This is a genomic window from Pseudomonas sp. ICMP 3272, from assembly GCF_001466905.1.
Lineage (GTDB): Bacteria > Pseudomonadota > Gammaproteobacteria > Pseudomonadales > Pseudomonadaceae > Aquipseudomonas > Aquipseudomonas amygdali.
In genome coordinates, this window is the sequence record NZ_LKEK01000040.1 from 46,619 (window position 1) to 64,278 (window position 17,660).

Genomic DNA, 17,660 nt, shown 5'->3' on the forward strand with positions numbered 1-17,660 from the left:
GTGGTATCAGGCCAATCAGGAACAAGGTGAGTGGAGTCATGGCTGAATGTTATCTTGACCAGATCGTGCAACAGTGTAAGGCCGCTGACACATGAAAATTTTGCTGTTGGGAAAAAACGGGCAGGTTGGCTGGGAACTGCAGCGTGCTCTGGCCCCATTGGGTGATGTGATCGCGCTGGATCGTCAAGGCACTGATGGCTTGTGCGGAGACCTTACCAATCTGCAAGGCCTGGCTGCCACCGTTCGAATACTGACCCCGCATATTATCGTCAACGCAGCGGCATATACCGCTGTGGACAAGGCTGAGAGCGAACAGGATCTGGCCGTGCTGATCAACGGCGAGGCGCCTGGCGTGCTGGCTCGGGAAGCTGCGGCGCTGGGTGCCTGGCTGATTCACTATTCTACCGACTACGTGTTTGATGGCAGCGGCGATAGCCAATGGCAGGAAAACGCACCTACCGGCCCACTGTCGGTCTATGGCCGCAGCAAGCTGATGGGAGAGCAGGCCATTCAGGCCAGTGGTGCCAAGGCGCTGGTTCTGCGCACCAGTTGGGTATACGCGGCGAAAGGCAACAATTTTGCCAAGACCATGCTGCGCCTGGCGAGCGAGCGCGACTCGCTGAACGTGGTGGCGGATCAATACGGTGCGCCGACCGGCGCCGAGCTTATAGCCGACGTGACAGCGCACATGCTGCACCGGGTATTGGGTGATCAGAACTCGGCGGAGCTGGGCGGCGTTTATCATCTGGCCGCAGCCGGTGAAACGTCATGGCATGGCTTTGCCCGGTTCGTTCTGGAACATGCCGAGCGCAACGGGGTGCAGCTTAAGGTCTCGCCCGACAAGATCGGCGCGATTCCTACAGAAGCGTATCCGCTGCCCGCGCCGCGTCCGCACAATTCGCGGCTGGCTTTAGGTAAACTCGAAACCACTTTTCAACTGAAGATGCCGCCCTGGCAACAAGGCGCACAACGCATGCTGGATGAAATTCAGCGCTAAGGACTCTCATGGCTCGTAAAGGAATCATTCTGGCTGGTGGCTCGGGTACCCGTTTGCACCCGGCCACGCTCTCTGTCTCCAAGCAGTTGTTGCCGGTGTACGACAAGCCGATGATCTACTACCCGCTCTGCACGCTGTTGCTGGCCGGGATCCGCGATATTCTGATCATCTCGACACCACAGGACACGCCGCGCTTTACCCAGTTGCTGGGCGATGGCAGCCAGTGGGGCCTGAACCTGTCCTATGCCGTACAGCCAAGCCCGGACGGCCTGGCTCAGGCGTTCACCATCGGTGCGGACTTCATTGGCAACGATGCGTCGGCATTGGTATTGGGCGACAACATTTTCTACGGCCATGACTTCCAGTCGCTGCTGCTCAACGCCAGTAACCGTGAGTCAGGGGCCTCGGTGTTCGCTTATCACGTACAGGACCCCGAACGTTATGGCGTAGCCGAATTCGACGAAAGCGGTCGAGTACTGTCGCTGGAAGAAAAGCCCAAGGTTGCCAAGTCGAACTATGCCGTCACCGGCCTTTATTTCTACGACAATCAGGTAGTGGATCTGGCTCGTCAGTTGAAGCCTTCTCCACGCGGCGAGCTGGAGATTACCGATCTCAACATGTTGTATCTGGAGCAGAAGCAGCTGCACGTCGAGATTATGGGTCGTGGCTATGCCTGGCTGGACACCGGTACGCATGACAGCCTGCTGGAAGCCGGTCAGTACATCGCCACGCTGGAAAGGCGCCAGGGTCTGAAAGTGGCCTGCCCTGAAGAAATATGCTATCGCTCAGGTTGGATCGACCCCGTGCAGCTTGAAAAGCTTGCACAACCTTTGATTAAGAACGGCTATGGACAATATTTGAAAAGCCTTCTCAAAGATAAGGCGTTTTGACGAAGGCTTTCTACGTGCGTGATGAAAGCCATCAGGGCGACTTTTTCACGCATGGCAACCGATTAACTGTGTCTGTCGAACTAGAGTTTTCGACTCATGAAACACGACAGCTGCATGGCGGAGAAAGGGCTTCAGAAGGAGGCTGGGAGCCTCATCACCATAGATCCAGCATGCTCATGAATGACTGCTCTCAAACCAATCGTGTGGTAAATCGGTGACAATCGCCCAAGTTTATAGCCACTCGAGGAGCTACCGATGAAAAATATTCCACTTGGGGTGAGCTTCTGATAAAACACTCACTTGGAAGGCACCCAGGTGCCCCAGTCAAATACCTAGGACCGCCGTCACTTACCTGACCAGGTCATTACCCAAGCTCAAAGGAAGCTTTATGCAACTCCATGAGGCAGTAGAGATATTTAGTACGTTCAGTGAAGACATGGTAAATGAAAACATCGGAATAGGCTGGACATTACTCGCAGTGACTTCAGGCACCTATGAAGGTGAACGCCAGCCATGTTATATACTTGGAAAATCAGCAAAGCAGATAGGCATGATTGACTCTGTGATCGAAGTTAAAAAGCAAAGTCAATAACGACTCAATGGACGACCGGTAGATTAGAATCCGTAAAATCCATATTTACGCATTATAGTCTGCCCTCATCCCCTCCACTATTGCTACCGTAACAGCGGGAAAACTTATCAATTAGAAAGCGATCTAGACCTTCATAAGAAAGAACGAGTATTGAACGCGATAAAACCACCAAATAGATTACACCGAGTCGCGTGACACACAGGCGTGAGATTGCACAATACACAACGGCCTTAACCTCACCTTAACTCCTACTTGTTCGCTGTAACGCCTGGCTAAATCGCCCAATTACAAAGTGCGCCCACCCTCTGAACAAAACCTTTTTATGCTCAACGACATTACCAATAAAATAAACAGCTACAAAAACAGCTCCATAAACAACAGCGCCGTACCCCCCTAACAAATCAGTTTTATCCAATCCAGTAACAGCCAAAATAAATTTAATAATTGGAACATGAAAAAGATAAAGCGTAAACGTGTAACCTGCAAGAAACCGCACTAACCTAGAGAAAAGAATATCAAGATCAACATTGACCTCATTGAAAAGTCGCTGAAAAGCATACAAATGCAAGGACATCAAAATAGCCAACAGATACCCCCAACCAAAGTTTGCAGCGCCATCCAGCCCGAAACCCAAGATCCTTTCAACATTACGCCCAGCATAAACATATGACCAATCGCGAGGCATAGTAGCTTGCACAGAAATATATATCGCAATCGGCAGCAACAATAACAAATACAACACAAACCTAGGTAAAGTCGCTTTAAATCGGACATGATAGGCTAGGGAGCCTGCCAGCCACATGGGAAGTATTATCAACTGTTTTGGACCCAGCATAACGACCAACATCAACAACAGCAAAACTCTTGTCCACCCGCGACAATAGAACATCACACCGTAAATAACATAGCACCAAACTTCAAACGCGAGCGACCAATAAGGACCGTTGGCAAATGGCTGTTCATTACTACTCCACACTTGATTTGTGAAGGTAATCGATTGAATGAAGGTTATCACCCCATTAGTTTTTTGAGATACATCACCATAAAGGTCGACTCTGGAATCACCCACCGCCAGGAAAAAAATTGCCGAGAGTAAAACAGCTGTAAATGCGACCGGCAATATTCTTGCCATACGGTTAGCGGCGTAATCCCTTCTGTCTTTTTCGAACGTATCCGCCGAATAGCTTATGACGTATCCAGAAAGTACAAAAAAAACGACTACAGCATCGTATGCATAATTAGTAGCCGTGAAAAAATTTTCTATGTCTGATGAAAATGGATAATGCTCCATCATTACTGACACCGCACAAATCACGCGCAGCAAATCAATATACACCGAGAGACTAGGCGACATTTTCTTTACAGCAAACGTCTTATTATCCATATAGAAAATATTCCACCGAGGCGATTTTCTTTCATACCTATGAATAGGTCACTGACCGCACCATGCCACTGTTAGCACTGTGAAAAAACAAAAGCAACAGCGGACGCTTTGAAACCCACAATCAACAACTACGCGACCCGCTTAAATCATGATCCACGGGTAGCTTATTTCTAGCACACCACCATCGCACGCACCTAGCGAACATGATGTGAAAACAACGCATACAATATGAGATTATTCAATGAAAAATCTCATATTGTGATTCGCTTTTCCAATATCTCTCATTCGCTTAAATGCTAGCGACTGGAAAACATCCAAAAAACACTTAAGCTACCTTTGCATTTGCCTGGTGCTGAGCTATACCTGCCGGAACATATTCGACTACTTTTTTATAGAAGGCCGCCTGCAATTCGGCATGGTTTACGACGCCATCAGACCGTGACGGCTCAGGGAAAAATCGATCATAAAACACTGTTTTTAACTTAAGCTCTTCAATATTACCAATCTCAAAAAACTGATACTGTTTACGCAAACCAAACTTCATATAATCAATGAAAGCAAAATTCCTTGAAACAATCACTCTTTTCGAGAGTTCTGACACTTCACTGCAGATAGCGGAAGCTTCCTGACCTACTTCTCGATAGGGAAGCCATGAACAGTCTACCCCAGCCACTGCTCGGTAGAGAGAACGATCATCAACGCTGCCCATGAAAAACACTCGATCCAAAACCTTGAGTTTCTTTGCCATGCTCAGCAAATACTCAATTTGGGAACTGTCTGAGTTTTTGATCAGGTTTGGGTGCAGGCCTGAAAAGATTAAAAGCTTATAATTTCTCGGCATCCTATCGATACATTGAATCGCATAATCAAACCCTTTGTAATGGCCAAAGAAGCCAAACACACCAATTAGCTTTACATCTTTATCAAGTACCAATTTATCCAGGAGCTCTTGCCGACATTCCTCATAAACGTACTGGTTTTTTTCTGATTCGCTTGTATAGCAAAGCGGGTGGCAATGGACATTTGATAACCGGAACCGTTGGCTCAAAATTTCTTTGGTCGTTTCGGTATGGACGATTATCTTTATATTATTTCTCTTAACAAACTCGAACAAATGCAGTTCAGCCTTGGCCGATCTGGTGGAACGCAGGCTATGCAGCAACGTCTTGAAAGCACTCTTCGGCGAGGTCATCCACCTAAACAAAGAGGGCATATCGGTATCAGCGGAAGTAGACCGATTAATAACTGTGTGCAACGTCAACGTAGAATTCTTATTTGACGAAAGAATTTTCTTTATACGCTCTACAGAAACCCTTATATCATCTGAAAAAAGACTATACTCACACTGCACCGAGACAGCGTCAAAGCTTTTCAGCTGCTCACAAAGTGTTTCTATAAATCGATCAGAACCTTCTTTTGTAGCACCGAAACTCAGCTTCAATTCGTGCCGTGGCAATTCAAAAACTGTAACCTCATCGGTCACAGACAAGTTCTTTTCGAGAATTTCTGAGAAACGAGCAATACCGCATTCTATTTTGTACGTTGAAACAATAGCAATCTTCATGCACAAGCACCTATTTTATAGTCTTCAACAATTACCCCATGCTCAAGGCGTACGCATCGATTGCATGCTTCCTCAATAAGGTCAGGAGAATGCGATGCCAATACTAGTATTGCCGCATTTTCTGTCATTTCTTGCAAACGCTTGTTAGCCTCTTCTTGAAACTTTGCGTCCCCTACTCCCAACCACTCATCCATGAGAATAATATCGGCGGGGAATGCGGTAGATATGGAAAACCCCAAACGTACAAGCATACCCGAAGAGTAGGTCCTGATGGGCAATTTAAGATAGTCACCAAGCCCGGAAAACTCTGCGATATCTTTGACCGTTTTTTTGATTTGCTTCGGAGACACGCCCATTATTACGCCGCGAAGAAAAATATTCTCATAACCGGTGGCTTCCATCTCCATACCCAACGTGAGGTCAAGCAGTGATGTTATTTTTCCAGAACACGAGATATTGCCGGCGGTAGGATAATACACACCCGCAATGACTTTGAGCAGGGTACTTTTTCCTGACCCGTTATGACCGAGCAAACCTATTTTCTCGCCCGACTTTATAGACAAATCTATATTGTCCAACGCCCGAACGCTTACATGCTTGGTATTGCCGCCTACACTCCCACCCGTGACCCAGGACAATGCGTCTTTCTTGAAAGATCGTCTTGATACGTCAAGAATAGGATAGTCAACAGTGACAGCTTTAATTTCTATATAAGACATATTTTAAAGCCAGTAAGGTATTTTTTTACGATTTACGAAAACTGCTAAAAAAGCAGCAACCCAGCAAACCGCACCAAAAAAGAATACTATTTCCGCAGAATTCAAGGGGAAATATCCTTTGAGCATAGGCTCGCGAACCACATCAATAAAATAATTAAATATATTGTATTTAATGACTACTTCCAGCCCGGACAATTGTTCTGCGTGCCACATAACAGGGGTGACAAAAAACAATAGCTGCAAGCCGCTTGCAATCATGGGAACCACATCTCTATAGCGAGCGCAGAGCACAGCAAGCAACGTCACCAAAGGCGTTAAAGAAAAAAGAACAAGCATCACCCCAAATATTGAAACGAAAAACCCGTAAACCGTTAGGTATCCGTACCACATCAAAAGAGGGATTAATATTACCCAGCTGTGCAGAAACACTATGAAATTACGAAACACAATGCGGACCACATGCGTCATGTAAGGTAAGTTAATTTGCTTTATGATGCCCGCTGCACTTATTAATGAATTCGCCCCTTCACTAATCAAGCTTGTTATGAACGTCCAAACAATGATCCCGGTGGCTAAATAGGGAAGGTACTCCTGAAGGTTAAGCCCTAATAGTCTCGAGTAAACCGTCCCCAGGCCAGCGACAAAAAAAATGGAGGTGAGTGTTATCCAAAAGGGGCCTATTACTGACCGCCTATACCGGCTCTTTACGTCTTGCAATGAGAGTAAAGACCATGTATAACGCCCGCCAAAAAATACATTCAGCTCACGTAAAAAAAAATCTATCAGGTTCACCTTGCTCTCCACACCAGTATCATTTTATACCCTCATATGCTGCCTGCAGACAGGGAACTCCTCTACCTTTCCAATCCAAAGCATTTCGCAGGCTCTCGTTTAAGACGCTGAAGCACCTGAGGTTTCACAGATATTTGAGCTGCTTGAGGGAGCCTATGTTACCGACCTGCGCGGTCGTCAGGAAGATTTACTACGCTTTTGGACCAAACGCACAGGGTATCAGACGCCCCCCAAAAGAGAATACTGAAAAAAATCTCATTGTTATAGGAGGGCATTACTGATGCACACCGCAGATTATCGCCGTGAGCGGATGACTGTGTCTGCACCGAATGAGCGGAGCAGAAACGCTACCGGCTTTTGAGCACACGCTCCGAGTGGCTCGGAAAGGTCTGGAGAACGAATGATCTATAGCCTTGATGAAGGTTTATCAACAAGGTGGCATGTCAAGCACTCAGCGGAGCTGACCCCACTCTTGACAGCAACCTGCACGCCTAGACACGTCAAGAAACCAATGTCTGCCGCTGCATGCTGGCGCTCTGCAAATACAACACGCCTAAAGACTCCTGATCGCTCGTCGATATCCCTTCTGCAAAGCCGCATAATAGTCGTATCTACGCCTCCCAACCTGTATCATTCTGCAGTTGCGTATGGCGAAAGGCCCGGCGAAATTAGCCTTTGACACCTATTCTTTGATGGAGTTAAAAAATCTAGCATGAAAGCAATCATTACCGGCATTACTGGTCAAGACGGCGCTTACCTGGCTGAGCTGCTGCTCGAAAAAGGCTATACCGTTTACGGCACCTACCGCCGTACCAGCTCCGTCAATTTCTGGCGTATAGAAGAGCTCGGGATTCAGAACAACTCTAATCTGCATCTCGTCGAGTATGACCTGACTGACCTGTCTGCCAGCATTCGCTTGCTGCAAACCACTGGCGCTACTGAGGTCTACAACCTCGCGGCACAAAGCTTCGTGGGTGTGTCGTTCGAACAGCCGTTGACCACTGCCGAAATCACCGGCATTGGGGCGGTCAACCTGCTGGAAGCCATCCGTATCGTCAACACGAAGATCCGCTTCTATCAGGCCTCGACTTCCGAGATGTTCGGCAAGGTCCAGGAAATCCCGCAAGTAGAGAGCACTCCATTTTACCCACGCAGTCCGTATGGCGTCGCCAAGCTCTACGCTCACTGGATGACCATCAACTACCGCGAGTCGTACGACATCTTCGCCACCAGCGGCATTCTCTTCAACCACGAGTCACCACTTCGTGGCCGTGAGTTCGTTACCCGCAAGATCACCGATTCGGTTGCCAAGATCAAACTGGGCCTGATCGAGTCGTTCGAACTCGGCAACATGGACGCCAAGCGCGACTGGGGTTTTGCCAAGGAGTACGTCGAAGGTATGTGGCGCATGCTGCAGGCTGACGAGCCGGATACCTTTGTACTGGCGACCAACCGCACTGAAACCGTACGTGACTTCGTCAGCATGGCGTTCAAGGCCACTGGCGTGACCATCAAGTGGGAAGGCGAAGCCGAGTCGGAAAAAGGTATTTGTGAAGCGACTGGCAAAGTGCTGGTTTCGGTCAATCCGAAGTTCTACCGCCCTACCGAGGTGGAACTGCTGATCGGTAACCCTGCGAAAGCCAAGGACGTTCTGGGCTGGGAGCCCAAGACCAACCTGGAAGAACTGTGCCGCATGATGGTTGAAGCGGATCTGCGTCGAAATGAAAAAGGCTTTTCGTTCTGATGAGTATTGCCGGCAAGCGCGCCCTGATCACCGGAATCAACGGCTTCACGGGCCGCTTCATGGCGGCCGAGCTTGCCGCCCAGGGCTGTGAAGTCCTGGGTGTCGGCAGCCAGCCTTCCGACAGCCCTGGCTACTATCAAGTGGATCTGGCAGACGTGGCCGGTCTTCGCACGCTGCTGGCAGACACTCAGCCGGATATCGTTGTGCACCTTGCGGCGCTGGCATTCGTCGGGCATGGCGCAGCGGACGCGTTCTATCAGGTCAACCTGATAGGCACCCGCAACCTGCTTGAGGCCATTGATGCCTGCGGCAAGGTGCCTGACTGCGTGTTGCTGGCGAGCAGCGCCAATGTCTATGGCAATGCTTCATCCGGCATGCTGGATGAAACAACTCAGCCTGCGCCGGCCAATGACTACGCCGTGAGCAAACTGGCGATGGAATATATGGCCAGCCTTTGGCATGCCAAACTGCCCATCGTCATTGCCAGGCCGTTCAATTACACCGGCGTCGGGCAGGCAGAAAACTTTCTGCTGCCCAAGATCGTTTCGCACTTCACACGCAAGGCCAGCACTATCGAGCTGGGCAACCTTGATGTGTGGCGTGACTTCAGCGATGTGCGTGCGGTTGTCAGTGCCTACCGTGGCCTGCTGGAAGCCTGCCCGGTGGGACAGACGATCAACGTCAGTTCCGGTGTGACGCACTCGCTACGTGAGGTGATCGACATGTGCAGGGAGATCACTGGTCAGGATATCGACGTTCAGGTAAACCCTGCGTTTGTCCGGGCCAACGAGGTCAAAACCCTGTGTGGGAACAACGCTCGCCTGCGAGCGCTGGTCCACGACTGGGAGACCCCGCCGCTTCGCGACACCCTTGGCTGGATGTTGCGTGCCGATTGAATCGTTGGTAGTTACAAAATAAGGCCTGTCTACCCGGTAGACAGGCCTTTCCTTTTTACACACCCTTAAAGCCCGTGGTGAAAGACTCAGCACGCATGGCTGAATCAGGCAGACGATGATCAAGGTTCTTCACTTCTTCAAAACCTACTACCCGGACACGACAGGCGGGATAGAACAGGTCATTTTCCAGCTCGCACAAGGCTGCCGGGCTTTCGATGTGGAAAGTCAGGTGCTGACGCTAAGTCCGTCTCCCTCCCCCGCTCGCCTCCAGGTCGGCGACCATCAGGTCACGCGGGTGAAGGAGAACTTCAATCTGGCGTCTACCGGCTTTTCCGCCAGGGTCTTCAGTCAATTCAGGGAAATGGCCGGAGAGGCTGATCTGGTTCACTTTCATTTTCCGTGGCCATTGATGGATCTTGTGCATTTCGCCACTGGTCATGGCCGACCGACGGTGCTCAGTTATCACTCGGACATCATCAAGCAGCGCACATTGCTGAAGCTGTACGGCCCGCTGATGAACCAGTTTCTCAAGCGCATGGACCGCATTCTGGTGGCCTCGCCCAATTACTTGCGGACCAGCGAAACCCTGAAGCCTTTCGCTGACAAGACGGTGGTCGTTCCTTACGGGCTCGATCAGTCGGCGTATCCGCTGGTCCCGAGTCAGAAGCGAGCAGAATGGCAGCAGCGTGTGCCCGCCAGGTTCTTCCTGTTCGTCGGTGTGCTGCGTTATTACAAAGGCCTCCATACCTTGCTCAGTGCTCTGGAGGGCGTTGATTACCCGGTGGTTATTCTGGGTGGCGGGCCTCAGGAGGCAGAGCTCAAGGCGCAGGCCGAGAAGCTGCAGCTACGCAATGTGCTGTTTCTCGGCCGACTGGATGATGAAGACAAGGCGTGCCTGCTACAGATGTGTTACGCGCTGGTCTTCCCTTCCCACTTGCGCTCGGAAGCGTTCGGTATCTCGCTGCTTGAAGCGTCGATGTACGGCAAGCCGATGATCTCCTGCGAGATTGGCACGGGCACTACCTACGTGAACATTGACGAAGAAACCGGCCTGGCAGTACCACCAGAAAATCCGCTGGCCTTGCGCGAAGCGATGCGTCGCCTGTGGGAAGCCCCGGACGAAGCTTCAGGTTTCGGGGAAAACGCTTTTGCACGGTTCCAGCAGCTGTTCACTGCCGAGCGAATGTGCGCGTCAACCGTGCAGGTTTATCAAGACCTGCTGAAGTGAATGCCTCTCGCGCCATTCTATGAAAAGCCCCATCAATGGGGCTTTTCATTGATAGCGCGATGCATCACCCCAACCGGAACCGCGCCGTATTGTCATTCAACGCCCGGCTGCCCTGGCTCAGGGTATCCGCCGCCTGATTGACCGCTCGCGCACCTTCGAGCAAACGCCCGGCTGCCTGATCGACCTGCTGGATGTTGCTGCTGACCTCGTCGGCAGTCGAGGCCTGTTCTTCCACCGCCGTCGATATTTGCGCCAGCGTATCGGCAACGCCCTGCACTGCCGTGGCGATTTCACCCAGACGAACCCCCAGGCCGGTTACCGATTGCGCATCGTTGACGGCTTGTCCGCAGGCGGCTTCCATCAGGTTCACTGCCTGAGTCACGGTGGAGCGCAAGCTGTCGACCGTCCCGGCGATCTGAGCGGTCGAGGCCTGAGTACGTTGCGACAGGCTGCGCACTTCATCGGCAACCACCGCGAACCCGCGCCCTTGCTCACCTGCCCGCGCCGCTTCGATCGCTGCGTTGAGCGCCAGCAGGTTGGTCTGCTCAGCGATACCGCGAATGGCGTCCACCACCGATTGAATCTGTTGACCCTGCTCGCTGACCCGGCCCAGGGCAGCGGCGGTTTCGGTCAGGCGCTGATTGAGCTGCTGGATGCTGTCGGTGGTGCGCTGGCTGTCCTGGCTGCTTTGCTCGGCGATACGCCGGGTATGCCTTGCGCTTTCAGATGCCTGCTCACAGCTTCTGGCCACACCTTGAGAAGTAGCGGCCAGCTCGGTTGCTGCCGCAGCGATCTGGCTGATCTGCTGTTGCTGGTCTTCGACCTCGGTCAGCGTCCCGCTGGACTGGGCATTCAGCGTCAGCACTGCATCGCCGACGCGTACGGTCTCCTGATTGACGCCCAGCAGGCTGGTACGCAGTTGCACAACCGCGACATTGAGCGCCCTGCTGATAGCGGCAAGCTCGTCACGCCCCTGCACAGCCACTTCGACACACAGATTGCCGTCACGCATGGATTCAGCCAGCATGGTAATGCCGCTGGCGCTGTTACGAATCGAGGATTGCAGGCAGGCGAACAGATAGATAGCCATGATCACCAGAACACCGAAGATCACCGCCATCGGGATGAACTCCATATTGGAGGTTTCATGGTAGTAATCGAGGCGACCATTGAGCGCATCAAGCGACTGCCTGCGCAGATCCGCCGTACTGCCGGTCAGGGTGTCGATGCTTTTTTCAAACTCTTCCGGCTTGAGCTTGATGCTGCCGCCAAAAACCCCGTCATCAATGACCTTCAGTTCGGTTTCCAGCACTTGCTTGACCGCAGCGTACTTGTCGGCCCAAGGCTGCAACTGCTCGGGGAGTTTGGATAACAGCAGGCTGGCAGCCTTCTGCATCTGATCCTTGGAGTCATCGATACGACCGCGCAGATCGCGCATCTGCAAGCGGCTCTGCAGGCTGAACTGACCCGACGCCACCGACGTCTGGCCCACACTCGACAGGCGGCCGATACGCTCGATCAGATCCGGTACTTGCTGGGTGGAAAGCTGCATGAGCATGTAGGTTTCAAGCCACGGGTCGAGAATCAACCCGCTGTCCATTGCGATTTGCTCGCGCAGCGCCTGAACCAGGTTCAGCACCGTCGTGAAGCGCTCGTAACCATCGGGCCACCAGCCCACCGTACGCAATGACGCAGTGTCCAGACCGGTGACTGCCGCCTGAAGCGCCTTGAAACGGTTCATCGTGTCGGCAGGCGCGTTTTCCCGCTTCAATGCGGCATCAACGCCCTCCAGGGCTTTGGTGATACGCGGGATGCCTGCATCGACGTTGGCCATCGCAGCCTTCGCAGCCGGGGTCGGCTCGCGCAGAATGTCGGCAGCTTTCCAGCGTGCGGCATGGTCCCGCTGGGCAGCCAGTTCAATATTAAGATCGTCAAGCGCCAGCAACTGACGCACGCCCGATTGCTCTCCGGAAATGACATCGAGCTTGTTGCTGTACTCCTTGGTGATGACCCACGCGCTGCCCGCCAGCGGCAACATGAACAGCAGGAACAAGACCTGAAACTTGCGAGCAAAACCAAAATGTCCCATCAGGCGCATGCCTGGTGACAGAAGACTGTTCATGTCCTGCGACTCCCCGTGAACACCTGCCGGATCTGAGCAAACAGAGGCGATGCTTTTTTTAAAAAAACGCTAACAGCAAAATGCCATGTTCTTGTTTCAATGGCGATACGTGTCGCCTCACATTGGTACGAAAAGCACGGCCGATGATGGGTTTTCGTACCATATGACGCAGCAATTGACGTATCACCGACACTGAAGCAAGAACCGGACCGTACACGAGGCTGGAAAGGTTCTTTCAGGGCAGCACAATATTCATCCCGAACAGGGCACTGGAAACGTAAACTTCGGCAAACCGATTGAACCTGTCCTAGCGGTCCCCTCGTCAAGGAGGTCTTGCCATGACCACACCGCCCGCCTCACCGCGTATCGTCGCGCAACCGTCCAGGCCTCAACTGAGCGCCGGTCAGAAGAAATTCAACACGTTGATGGAAAAGCTCGAAGCCAGGCGCAAACTTCTGCAGCAATGGCTCGTTATTTCAACAACATGCGAAAAGCTCTGGGTCGAAGAGCTGGTCCCGATGCTCAGCGAGCAGGCCGAAAACGAAATTACCAAGCTGCGCTTGCTCGACGTGGCCTTCGATCAGTTCCGTCTGAGCAAGAAAGACAGAGCCACGTTACTGGAGATCATCTGTGTCATGACCATGTCGCTCATGGGCGGCGAACACGATGAAGAACTGAAGCAGCTCTACTTCAAATACACCGGCAGCGATTACGACGAGGATGAGCGCCTGCAAAACCAGTTGCTCAAGTCCTCACTGGAAGAAGAGCTAGGCGTGGAACTGGGAGACGATGTCGACCTGAACTCCATAGATGATGTGACCCAGCACATTGTCGACCTGAACTCCATAGATGATGTGACCCAGCACATTGAAGAGAAACTGCGCGAGCAGGCCGAACAGGCGCAAAGCACCCAAAAGCCGAGGAAACCCACTGCCAGCGAGATACGCCGTGAACAGGAAGAGGCAGAAGGCAGCCAGTCATTGCGCGAAATCTACCGCAAACTAGCCAGCGCACTGCACCCGGACCGCGAGCAGGATGCCGATGAGCGCGAGCGGAAAACGGCGCTCATGCAACGGGTCAACGAAGCGTACGAAAATGACAATCTGCTGGCGCTGCTGCAGATGCAAATGGAGATCGAGCAGATCGACCAGACGCATATCGATAACATCACCGACAAACGCCTGAAGCACTTCAACCGTATCCTGAGCGAACAACTCAGAGAGCTGGAAGACGAGATCCACGACCGCAAAATGCTGATCAGGGAACAATTCCTGATGGACCCCTATGAGGACATCAGGCCCAAGACGGTCAATGCAAAATGTGCGAAGCAGCTCAAGGCCATACGTGAACACCTCGACGACGCGCAGGATGAACTGGACGCACTGACTGACCCGAAAAGCCTTAAAGCCTGGCTCAGGGATCAGCGCGACATGGCAGAGATGCTGGAGCGGGTAGAAGAATTCGATGATCTGGAGCTGCTGGACACCCTGCTCCGGTAAAAGCCCGAAAAACGTGCCTTGCGCGAGGTCAGCCAGCTAACCGGTTGATCGCACGCAATTATTTTTCACAACAACGCTTGACACATATGCGTTCTCCGCGAATAATGCGCGCCACTTGGCTACATAGCTCAGTTGGTTAGAGCATAGCATTCATAATGCTGGGGTCCGGGGTTCAAGTCCCTGTGTAGCCACCAAGTACCGAATGACAGATTTCAGCTGAAATCTGTCATTCAACAAGAAGCCCGCCTCGTGCGGGCTTTCTTGTTTCTGGCTGTCCACCCCTGTCTCCCCCCATCCTTCCCAGCCGTGTATGCCAACGTGTGTGCTTCAATATCGAGGCCAGGCAGGTCAGCAGGTACAAGAGTCGCGTTGCTGTTCCTCTCCACCGGCGAGAAGACGCTGGCCCAACATATGGCCGAAGCGAACAAAAAGTGGGCATGGAAGTACGCATGCTCGCCGCTCTAGCCGATGCCAGCACAGGCTTAGGCATCTTAGACCCCCTAAGCAGCTTTGAAGATGCGGCAGCACTGTCCGACGCGCTCAAGGCGCGAGTTGCGAAATACTACGGCATGCCGCTCACTGCGTTTCTCACAGCCTTGTGCGAACCCGATAAACGTCACGCCTGGTCCGCCATCCTGCGCCGCACGCTGGAAGGTTTTATCGCCCAATCGTTACCCGCGTCGGCCAGCGGACAAGCTCACCGTGCCGCCGCAGTGGGTGAGCTGGTCACCGCGATGGGGATAACAGGCTGGCCCGACGGCACTGCCACCACCGCTACTCGGGTATGCCTTAACGCATGGATGAACGAGCGTGGCGGCGTCGGTAACTTCGAGGGTGACGCAATCGTGTCGCGACTGCGCCAGGTCATCGAGCGCTTCGGCGAGAGCCGATTTACCCGCTGGGAATCGGCAGCGGCAAAGATTGACGAACACGGTCCGCGCACCATCGACAGGCTTGGCTTTCGCAAGACGATAGAGCACGGCCTGGGCGACTCCCTGCACACCACAAACACGTATTACGTGCTGCCCGAGTCCTGGCGCTCGGAGATCTTCCGGGGTATGAACATTAATGCGGTGAACAAGGAGCTGCTGCAGCGCGGTGTCATTGAGCCGGGGAACGACGGCAAGGCATCGAGTCTGGTGCGCCTGCCCGGGCTGGGCACGCAACGCTGCTACATCGTGAAGACAATTCCGGGATTGGCTGAAAGCGAGGCTCGGGCTGCCTGAGTGCATCCCTGCTGATCGAGGTAGCGCCGGCTGATTCCCGGCCTCGCCAGCCGCTCAACCAACCCCAATCGAATTGAACAGAGATCAGACACATGAACGAGATCCAAGAACTGAAAGACCGCCGCGATCAACTGCTGAAAGAGGCTGACCAGTTGCATACCCAGATGCTGCCTTTTGAAGCCGCGCTGGAAAGTGAGCAGTCCATTGAGCCTGCCCAAGAGCGGGAATTGCGCGACAAGTACAACGAGCTGAAAAGGCGTTTCGATGCACGCAAACACGACGCTGACCTGTTGGATCGGAAGATCAATCGCCGCGAAACCCTCGCCAATTGCGATTCCCTGATGGCGGGTTACATCGAGGCCATGAACACCTGGAAAGCCGATGAGCAGGAGCTGAATGAAAAACGTCAGAGCCTCAGCATCCGTCTGGAACAGATCCAACAACAGGCGGTAGAGGACATGGCCAAAGCCCGGCAGGCGGAAACGGATGCGGCTACCGCATATGCACAGGCTGTCGCATGGGGCGACACCGAAGGTGAAAAGACCGCCAATGCCGATGCACAAAAAGCCGCAAAAAACCTGGCAACCGCCGCCGAGCATAATCGTCGGCAGGGCTGATCATATCCGCGCTCAAACAGGAGCTGGCCACCGTAGATCAATACATCGTCGAAGCTCAGGAAAAGCATAAGGGGATAGAGCGCGAAGCCCTGTGGCTTTCTCAGACAGTGCTTGAAGAGAAATGGAACGAGGCCGCTAAGACACTCTTCGATGTGGGCGGAAGGCTGTGGGCAAATTACAACCTGCTCGGCCTTGATCAAGTGAGCCTGTTGAAACTGGCGGTTCCGCAGGAAGGCGAAACCGTCGGGAACTGGACGTGGCATGAACTATCCGGCCGAGCGCGCAGATACAGCGCGCAGGACCTGCTCCAGCTCAACGATATTTCGACACCTCAACAGGCTGCACTCGTGAGCCAACTGGAGCAACGAAAGGATGAAAGCAGTGAACAAGCCACTACAAAACAGCACGAGCTGGGCTGACACGCTCAAGGCTCGGAAAGCTTATCTGGCTGCACTGCTGAAAACCATCAGCGGGACCTCAGCCAAAGTCAGTCAGATACAAATGCTGACGATCAAGGCAATTAAAGCGGAAATGGCGGACATTGAAAGTCAACTGATACGTCGGAAATAGTGCGAAACTTTTAATCGGCACTATCGATCTCAATAACACACGCAACTACAGATAAAGAGGACAGTATGTCCAAACTCGCAGAATACCGTCAGCTGGAAAAACACCTCGCCGAGCAACTCCAGGCGCTGGAAAAGATGAAAGGTGATGATGGACTGAAGAAAGAGATCGAGTTCGAGACGAAGCTACGCAAGCTACTTGAGCACTATGGCTTCAGCCTGAAGCACATCGTCAATCTGCTGGACCCACAGGCATCGGCCCGAGGTCAGATCTCTGACAAGCCTGCAGGCACACGCAAACCGCGCGAGCTCAAGGTGTACAAAAATCCGAATACCGGTGAAGTGATCGAAACCAAAGGTGGGAATCACAGAGCCTTAAAGGAATGGAAGACAGAATACGGTGCAGACGTCGTCGATGGATGGCTGAAGAAATAAAGCCTCTACACCTGAAAGAGGGCCCAGACGGGCCCTTTTTGCTGCTGGCCTATAACCAACCAAATCACCAAATAGCTCCAAGCTGGAGTGACGAACAACCTGCACATTCGTGAGTTTTTATAGCAAAATTGGAAAACCGCTTTAGCTCAAGAGCAGCCACTGACGAACGCTCGCTCCCGACCGAGAGCCAGTCGACAAGGACACAGCCATAATCTATCAGGCTACTCAAGATGACGCGTCCCCTTCTAAAGTAAAACGTATTAAAAAGCCCCATATAAATCGGCAAACGCGCACGCTAAAACGCGCTACTGTATGAACAAGGCAGGGATACTGATCTTGCTGACCTGCTTGAGTTTGCCCCGAACCGACGATCAGGCGGTAGGTTATTA

The 17,660-nt window shown here is 52.5% G+C and carries 14 protein-coding genes, 1 tRNA gene and 2 pseudogenes; 12 read left to right on the forward strand and 5 right to left on the reverse strand.

Annotation, left to right across the window (positions count from 1 at the left end; all coding sequences use genetic code 11):
* Nucleotides 1-91: 91 nt before the first annotated feature.
* The 3 genes from rfbD to AO068_RS07330 all read left to right on the forward strand — a co-directional run bounded on the left by rfbD (nucleotide 92) and on the right by AO068_RS07330 (nucleotide 2,479).
* Nucleotides 92-997, forward strand: a complete 906-nt coding sequence (gene rfbD / locus AO068_RS07320; protein ID WP_058408001.1) for a dTDP-4-dehydrorhamnose reductase — start codon at nucleotides 92-94, stop codon at nucleotides 995-997.
* 8 nt (nucleotides 998-1,005) lie between these two features.
* The gene (rfbA, locus tag AO068_RS07325) at nucleotides 1,006-1,887 is read left to right on the forward strand and encodes a glucose-1-phosphate thymidylyltransferase RfbA (protein ID WP_058408002.1); all 882 of its coding nucleotides are present in this window, start codon (nucleotides 1,006-1,008) and stop codon (nucleotides 1,885-1,887) included.
* A gap of 388 nt (nucleotides 1,888-2,275) precedes the next feature.
* Complete coding sequence (locus tag AO068_RS07330; protein WP_054091872.1) at nucleotides 2,276-2,479, forward strand: hypothetical protein; 204 nt, start codon at nucleotides 2,276-2,278, stop codon at nucleotides 2,477-2,479.
* 241 nt (nucleotides 2,480-2,720) lie between these two features.
* On the opposite strand, the gene AO068_RS07335 is transcribed toward AO068_RS07330, so the two are convergent.
* The 4 genes from AO068_RS07335 to AO068_RS07350 form a co-directional block, all read right to left on the reverse strand.
* Nucleotides 2,721-3,863 carry an acyltransferase family protein gene (locus tag AO068_RS07335; RefSeq protein ID WP_058408003.1) on the reverse strand — a complete coding sequence of 381 codons (1,143 nt, stop codon included), beginning with the start codon at nucleotides 3,861-3,863 and terminating at the stop codon, nucleotides 2,721-2,723.
* A 325-nt stretch (nucleotides 3,864-4,188) separates the two neighbouring features.
* A complete protein-coding gene (locus AO068_RS07340; protein ID WP_058408004.1) occupies nucleotides 4,189-5,427 on the reverse strand; it encodes a hypothetical protein in 1,239 nt (412 codons plus the stop codon).
* Nucleotides 5,424-6,146 carry an ABC transporter ATP-binding protein gene (locus AO068_RS07345; RefSeq protein ID WP_058408005.1) on the reverse strand — a complete coding sequence of 241 codons (723 nt, stop codon included), beginning with the start codon at nucleotides 6,144-6,146 and terminating at the stop codon, nucleotides 5,424-5,426. The genes AO068_RS07340 and AO068_RS07345 overlap by 4 nt, the downstream gene beginning before the upstream one ends.
* Before the next feature lie 3 nt (nucleotides 6,147-6,149).
* Nucleotides 6,150-6,938 (reverse strand): ABC transporter permease, encoded by a 789-nt coding sequence (locus AO068_RS07350; protein WP_160329159.1) that lies wholly within the window; start codon nucleotides 6,936-6,938, stop codon nucleotides 6,150-6,152.
* 712 nt (nucleotides 6,939-7,650) lie between these two features.
* Between AO068_RS07350 and gmd the strand changes: the two genes are divergently transcribed.
* The 3 genes from gmd (at nucleotide 7,651) to AO068_RS07365 (ending at nucleotide 10,806) form a co-directional block, all read left to right on the forward strand.
* The gene (gene gmd / locus AO068_RS07355; RefSeq protein ID WP_058408007.1) at nucleotides 7,651-8,682 is read left to right on the forward strand and encodes a GDP-mannose 4,6-dehydratase; all 1,032 of its coding nucleotides are present in this window, start codon (nucleotides 7,651-7,653) and stop codon (nucleotides 8,680-8,682) included.
* Entirely contained in the window at nucleotides 8,682-9,578 is an 897-nt protein-coding gene (locus AO068_RS07360) for a GDP-mannose 4,6-dehydratase (RefSeq protein ID WP_058408008.1), read from the forward strand. Before gmd ends, AO068_RS07360 begins: the two co-directional genes overlap by 1 nt.
* Before the next feature lie 115 nt (nucleotides 9,579-9,693).
* Entirely contained in the window at nucleotides 9,694-10,806 is a 1,113-nt protein-coding gene (locus AO068_RS07365; protein WP_080394949.1) for a glycosyltransferase family 4 protein, read from the forward strand.
* A 64-nt stretch (nucleotides 10,807-10,870) separates the two neighbouring features.
* Here the strand turns inward: AO068_RS07365 and AO068_RS07370 are convergent, their stop codons facing one another.
* A complete protein-coding gene (locus AO068_RS07370; RefSeq protein WP_058408009.1) occupies nucleotides 10,871-12,928 on the reverse strand; it encodes a methyl-accepting chemotaxis protein in 2,058 nt (685 codons plus the stop codon).
* A 338-nt stretch (nucleotides 12,929-13,266) separates the two neighbouring features.
* Between AO068_RS07370 and AO068_RS07375 the strand changes: the two genes are divergently transcribed.
* The 6 genes and pseudogenes from AO068_RS07375 (at nucleotide 13,267) to AO068_RS07400 (ending at nucleotide 17,271) form a co-directional block, all read left to right on the forward strand.
* Entirely contained in the window at nucleotides 13,267-14,427 is a 1,161-nt protein-coding gene (locus AO068_RS07375; protein WP_058408010.1) for a J domain-containing protein, read from the forward strand.
* 117 nt (nucleotides 14,428-14,544) lie between these two features.
* A tRNA-Met gene (locus AO068_RS07380) sits at nucleotides 14,545-14,621 on the forward strand.
* Between the two features lie 140 nt (nucleotides 14,622-14,761).
* Nucleotides 14,762-15,653: pseudogene (locus AO068_RS07385) on the forward strand (DUF927 domain-containing protein); the annotation flags it as partial.
* Nucleotides 15,654-15,745: 92 nt separating this feature from the next.
* Nucleotides 15,746-16,689: pseudogene (locus AO068_RS28740) on the forward strand (chromosome segregation protein SMC).
* On the forward strand, nucleotides 16,652-16,840 hold the full coding sequence (locus AO068_RS07395) for a hypothetical protein (protein WP_058408011.1): 189 nt from the start codon (nucleotides 16,652-16,654) through the stop codon (nucleotides 16,838-16,840). The pseudogene AO068_RS28740 and the gene AO068_RS07395 overlap by 38 nt, the downstream one beginning before the upstream one ends.
* Before the next feature lie 65 nt (nucleotides 16,841-16,905).
* A complete protein-coding gene (locus AO068_RS07400) occupies nucleotides 16,906-17,271 on the forward strand; it encodes a histone-like nucleoid-structuring protein, MvaT/MvaU family (protein ID WP_058408012.1) in 366 nt (121 codons plus the stop codon).
* The last annotated feature ends 389 nt before the right edge of the window (nucleotides 17,272-17,660 follow it).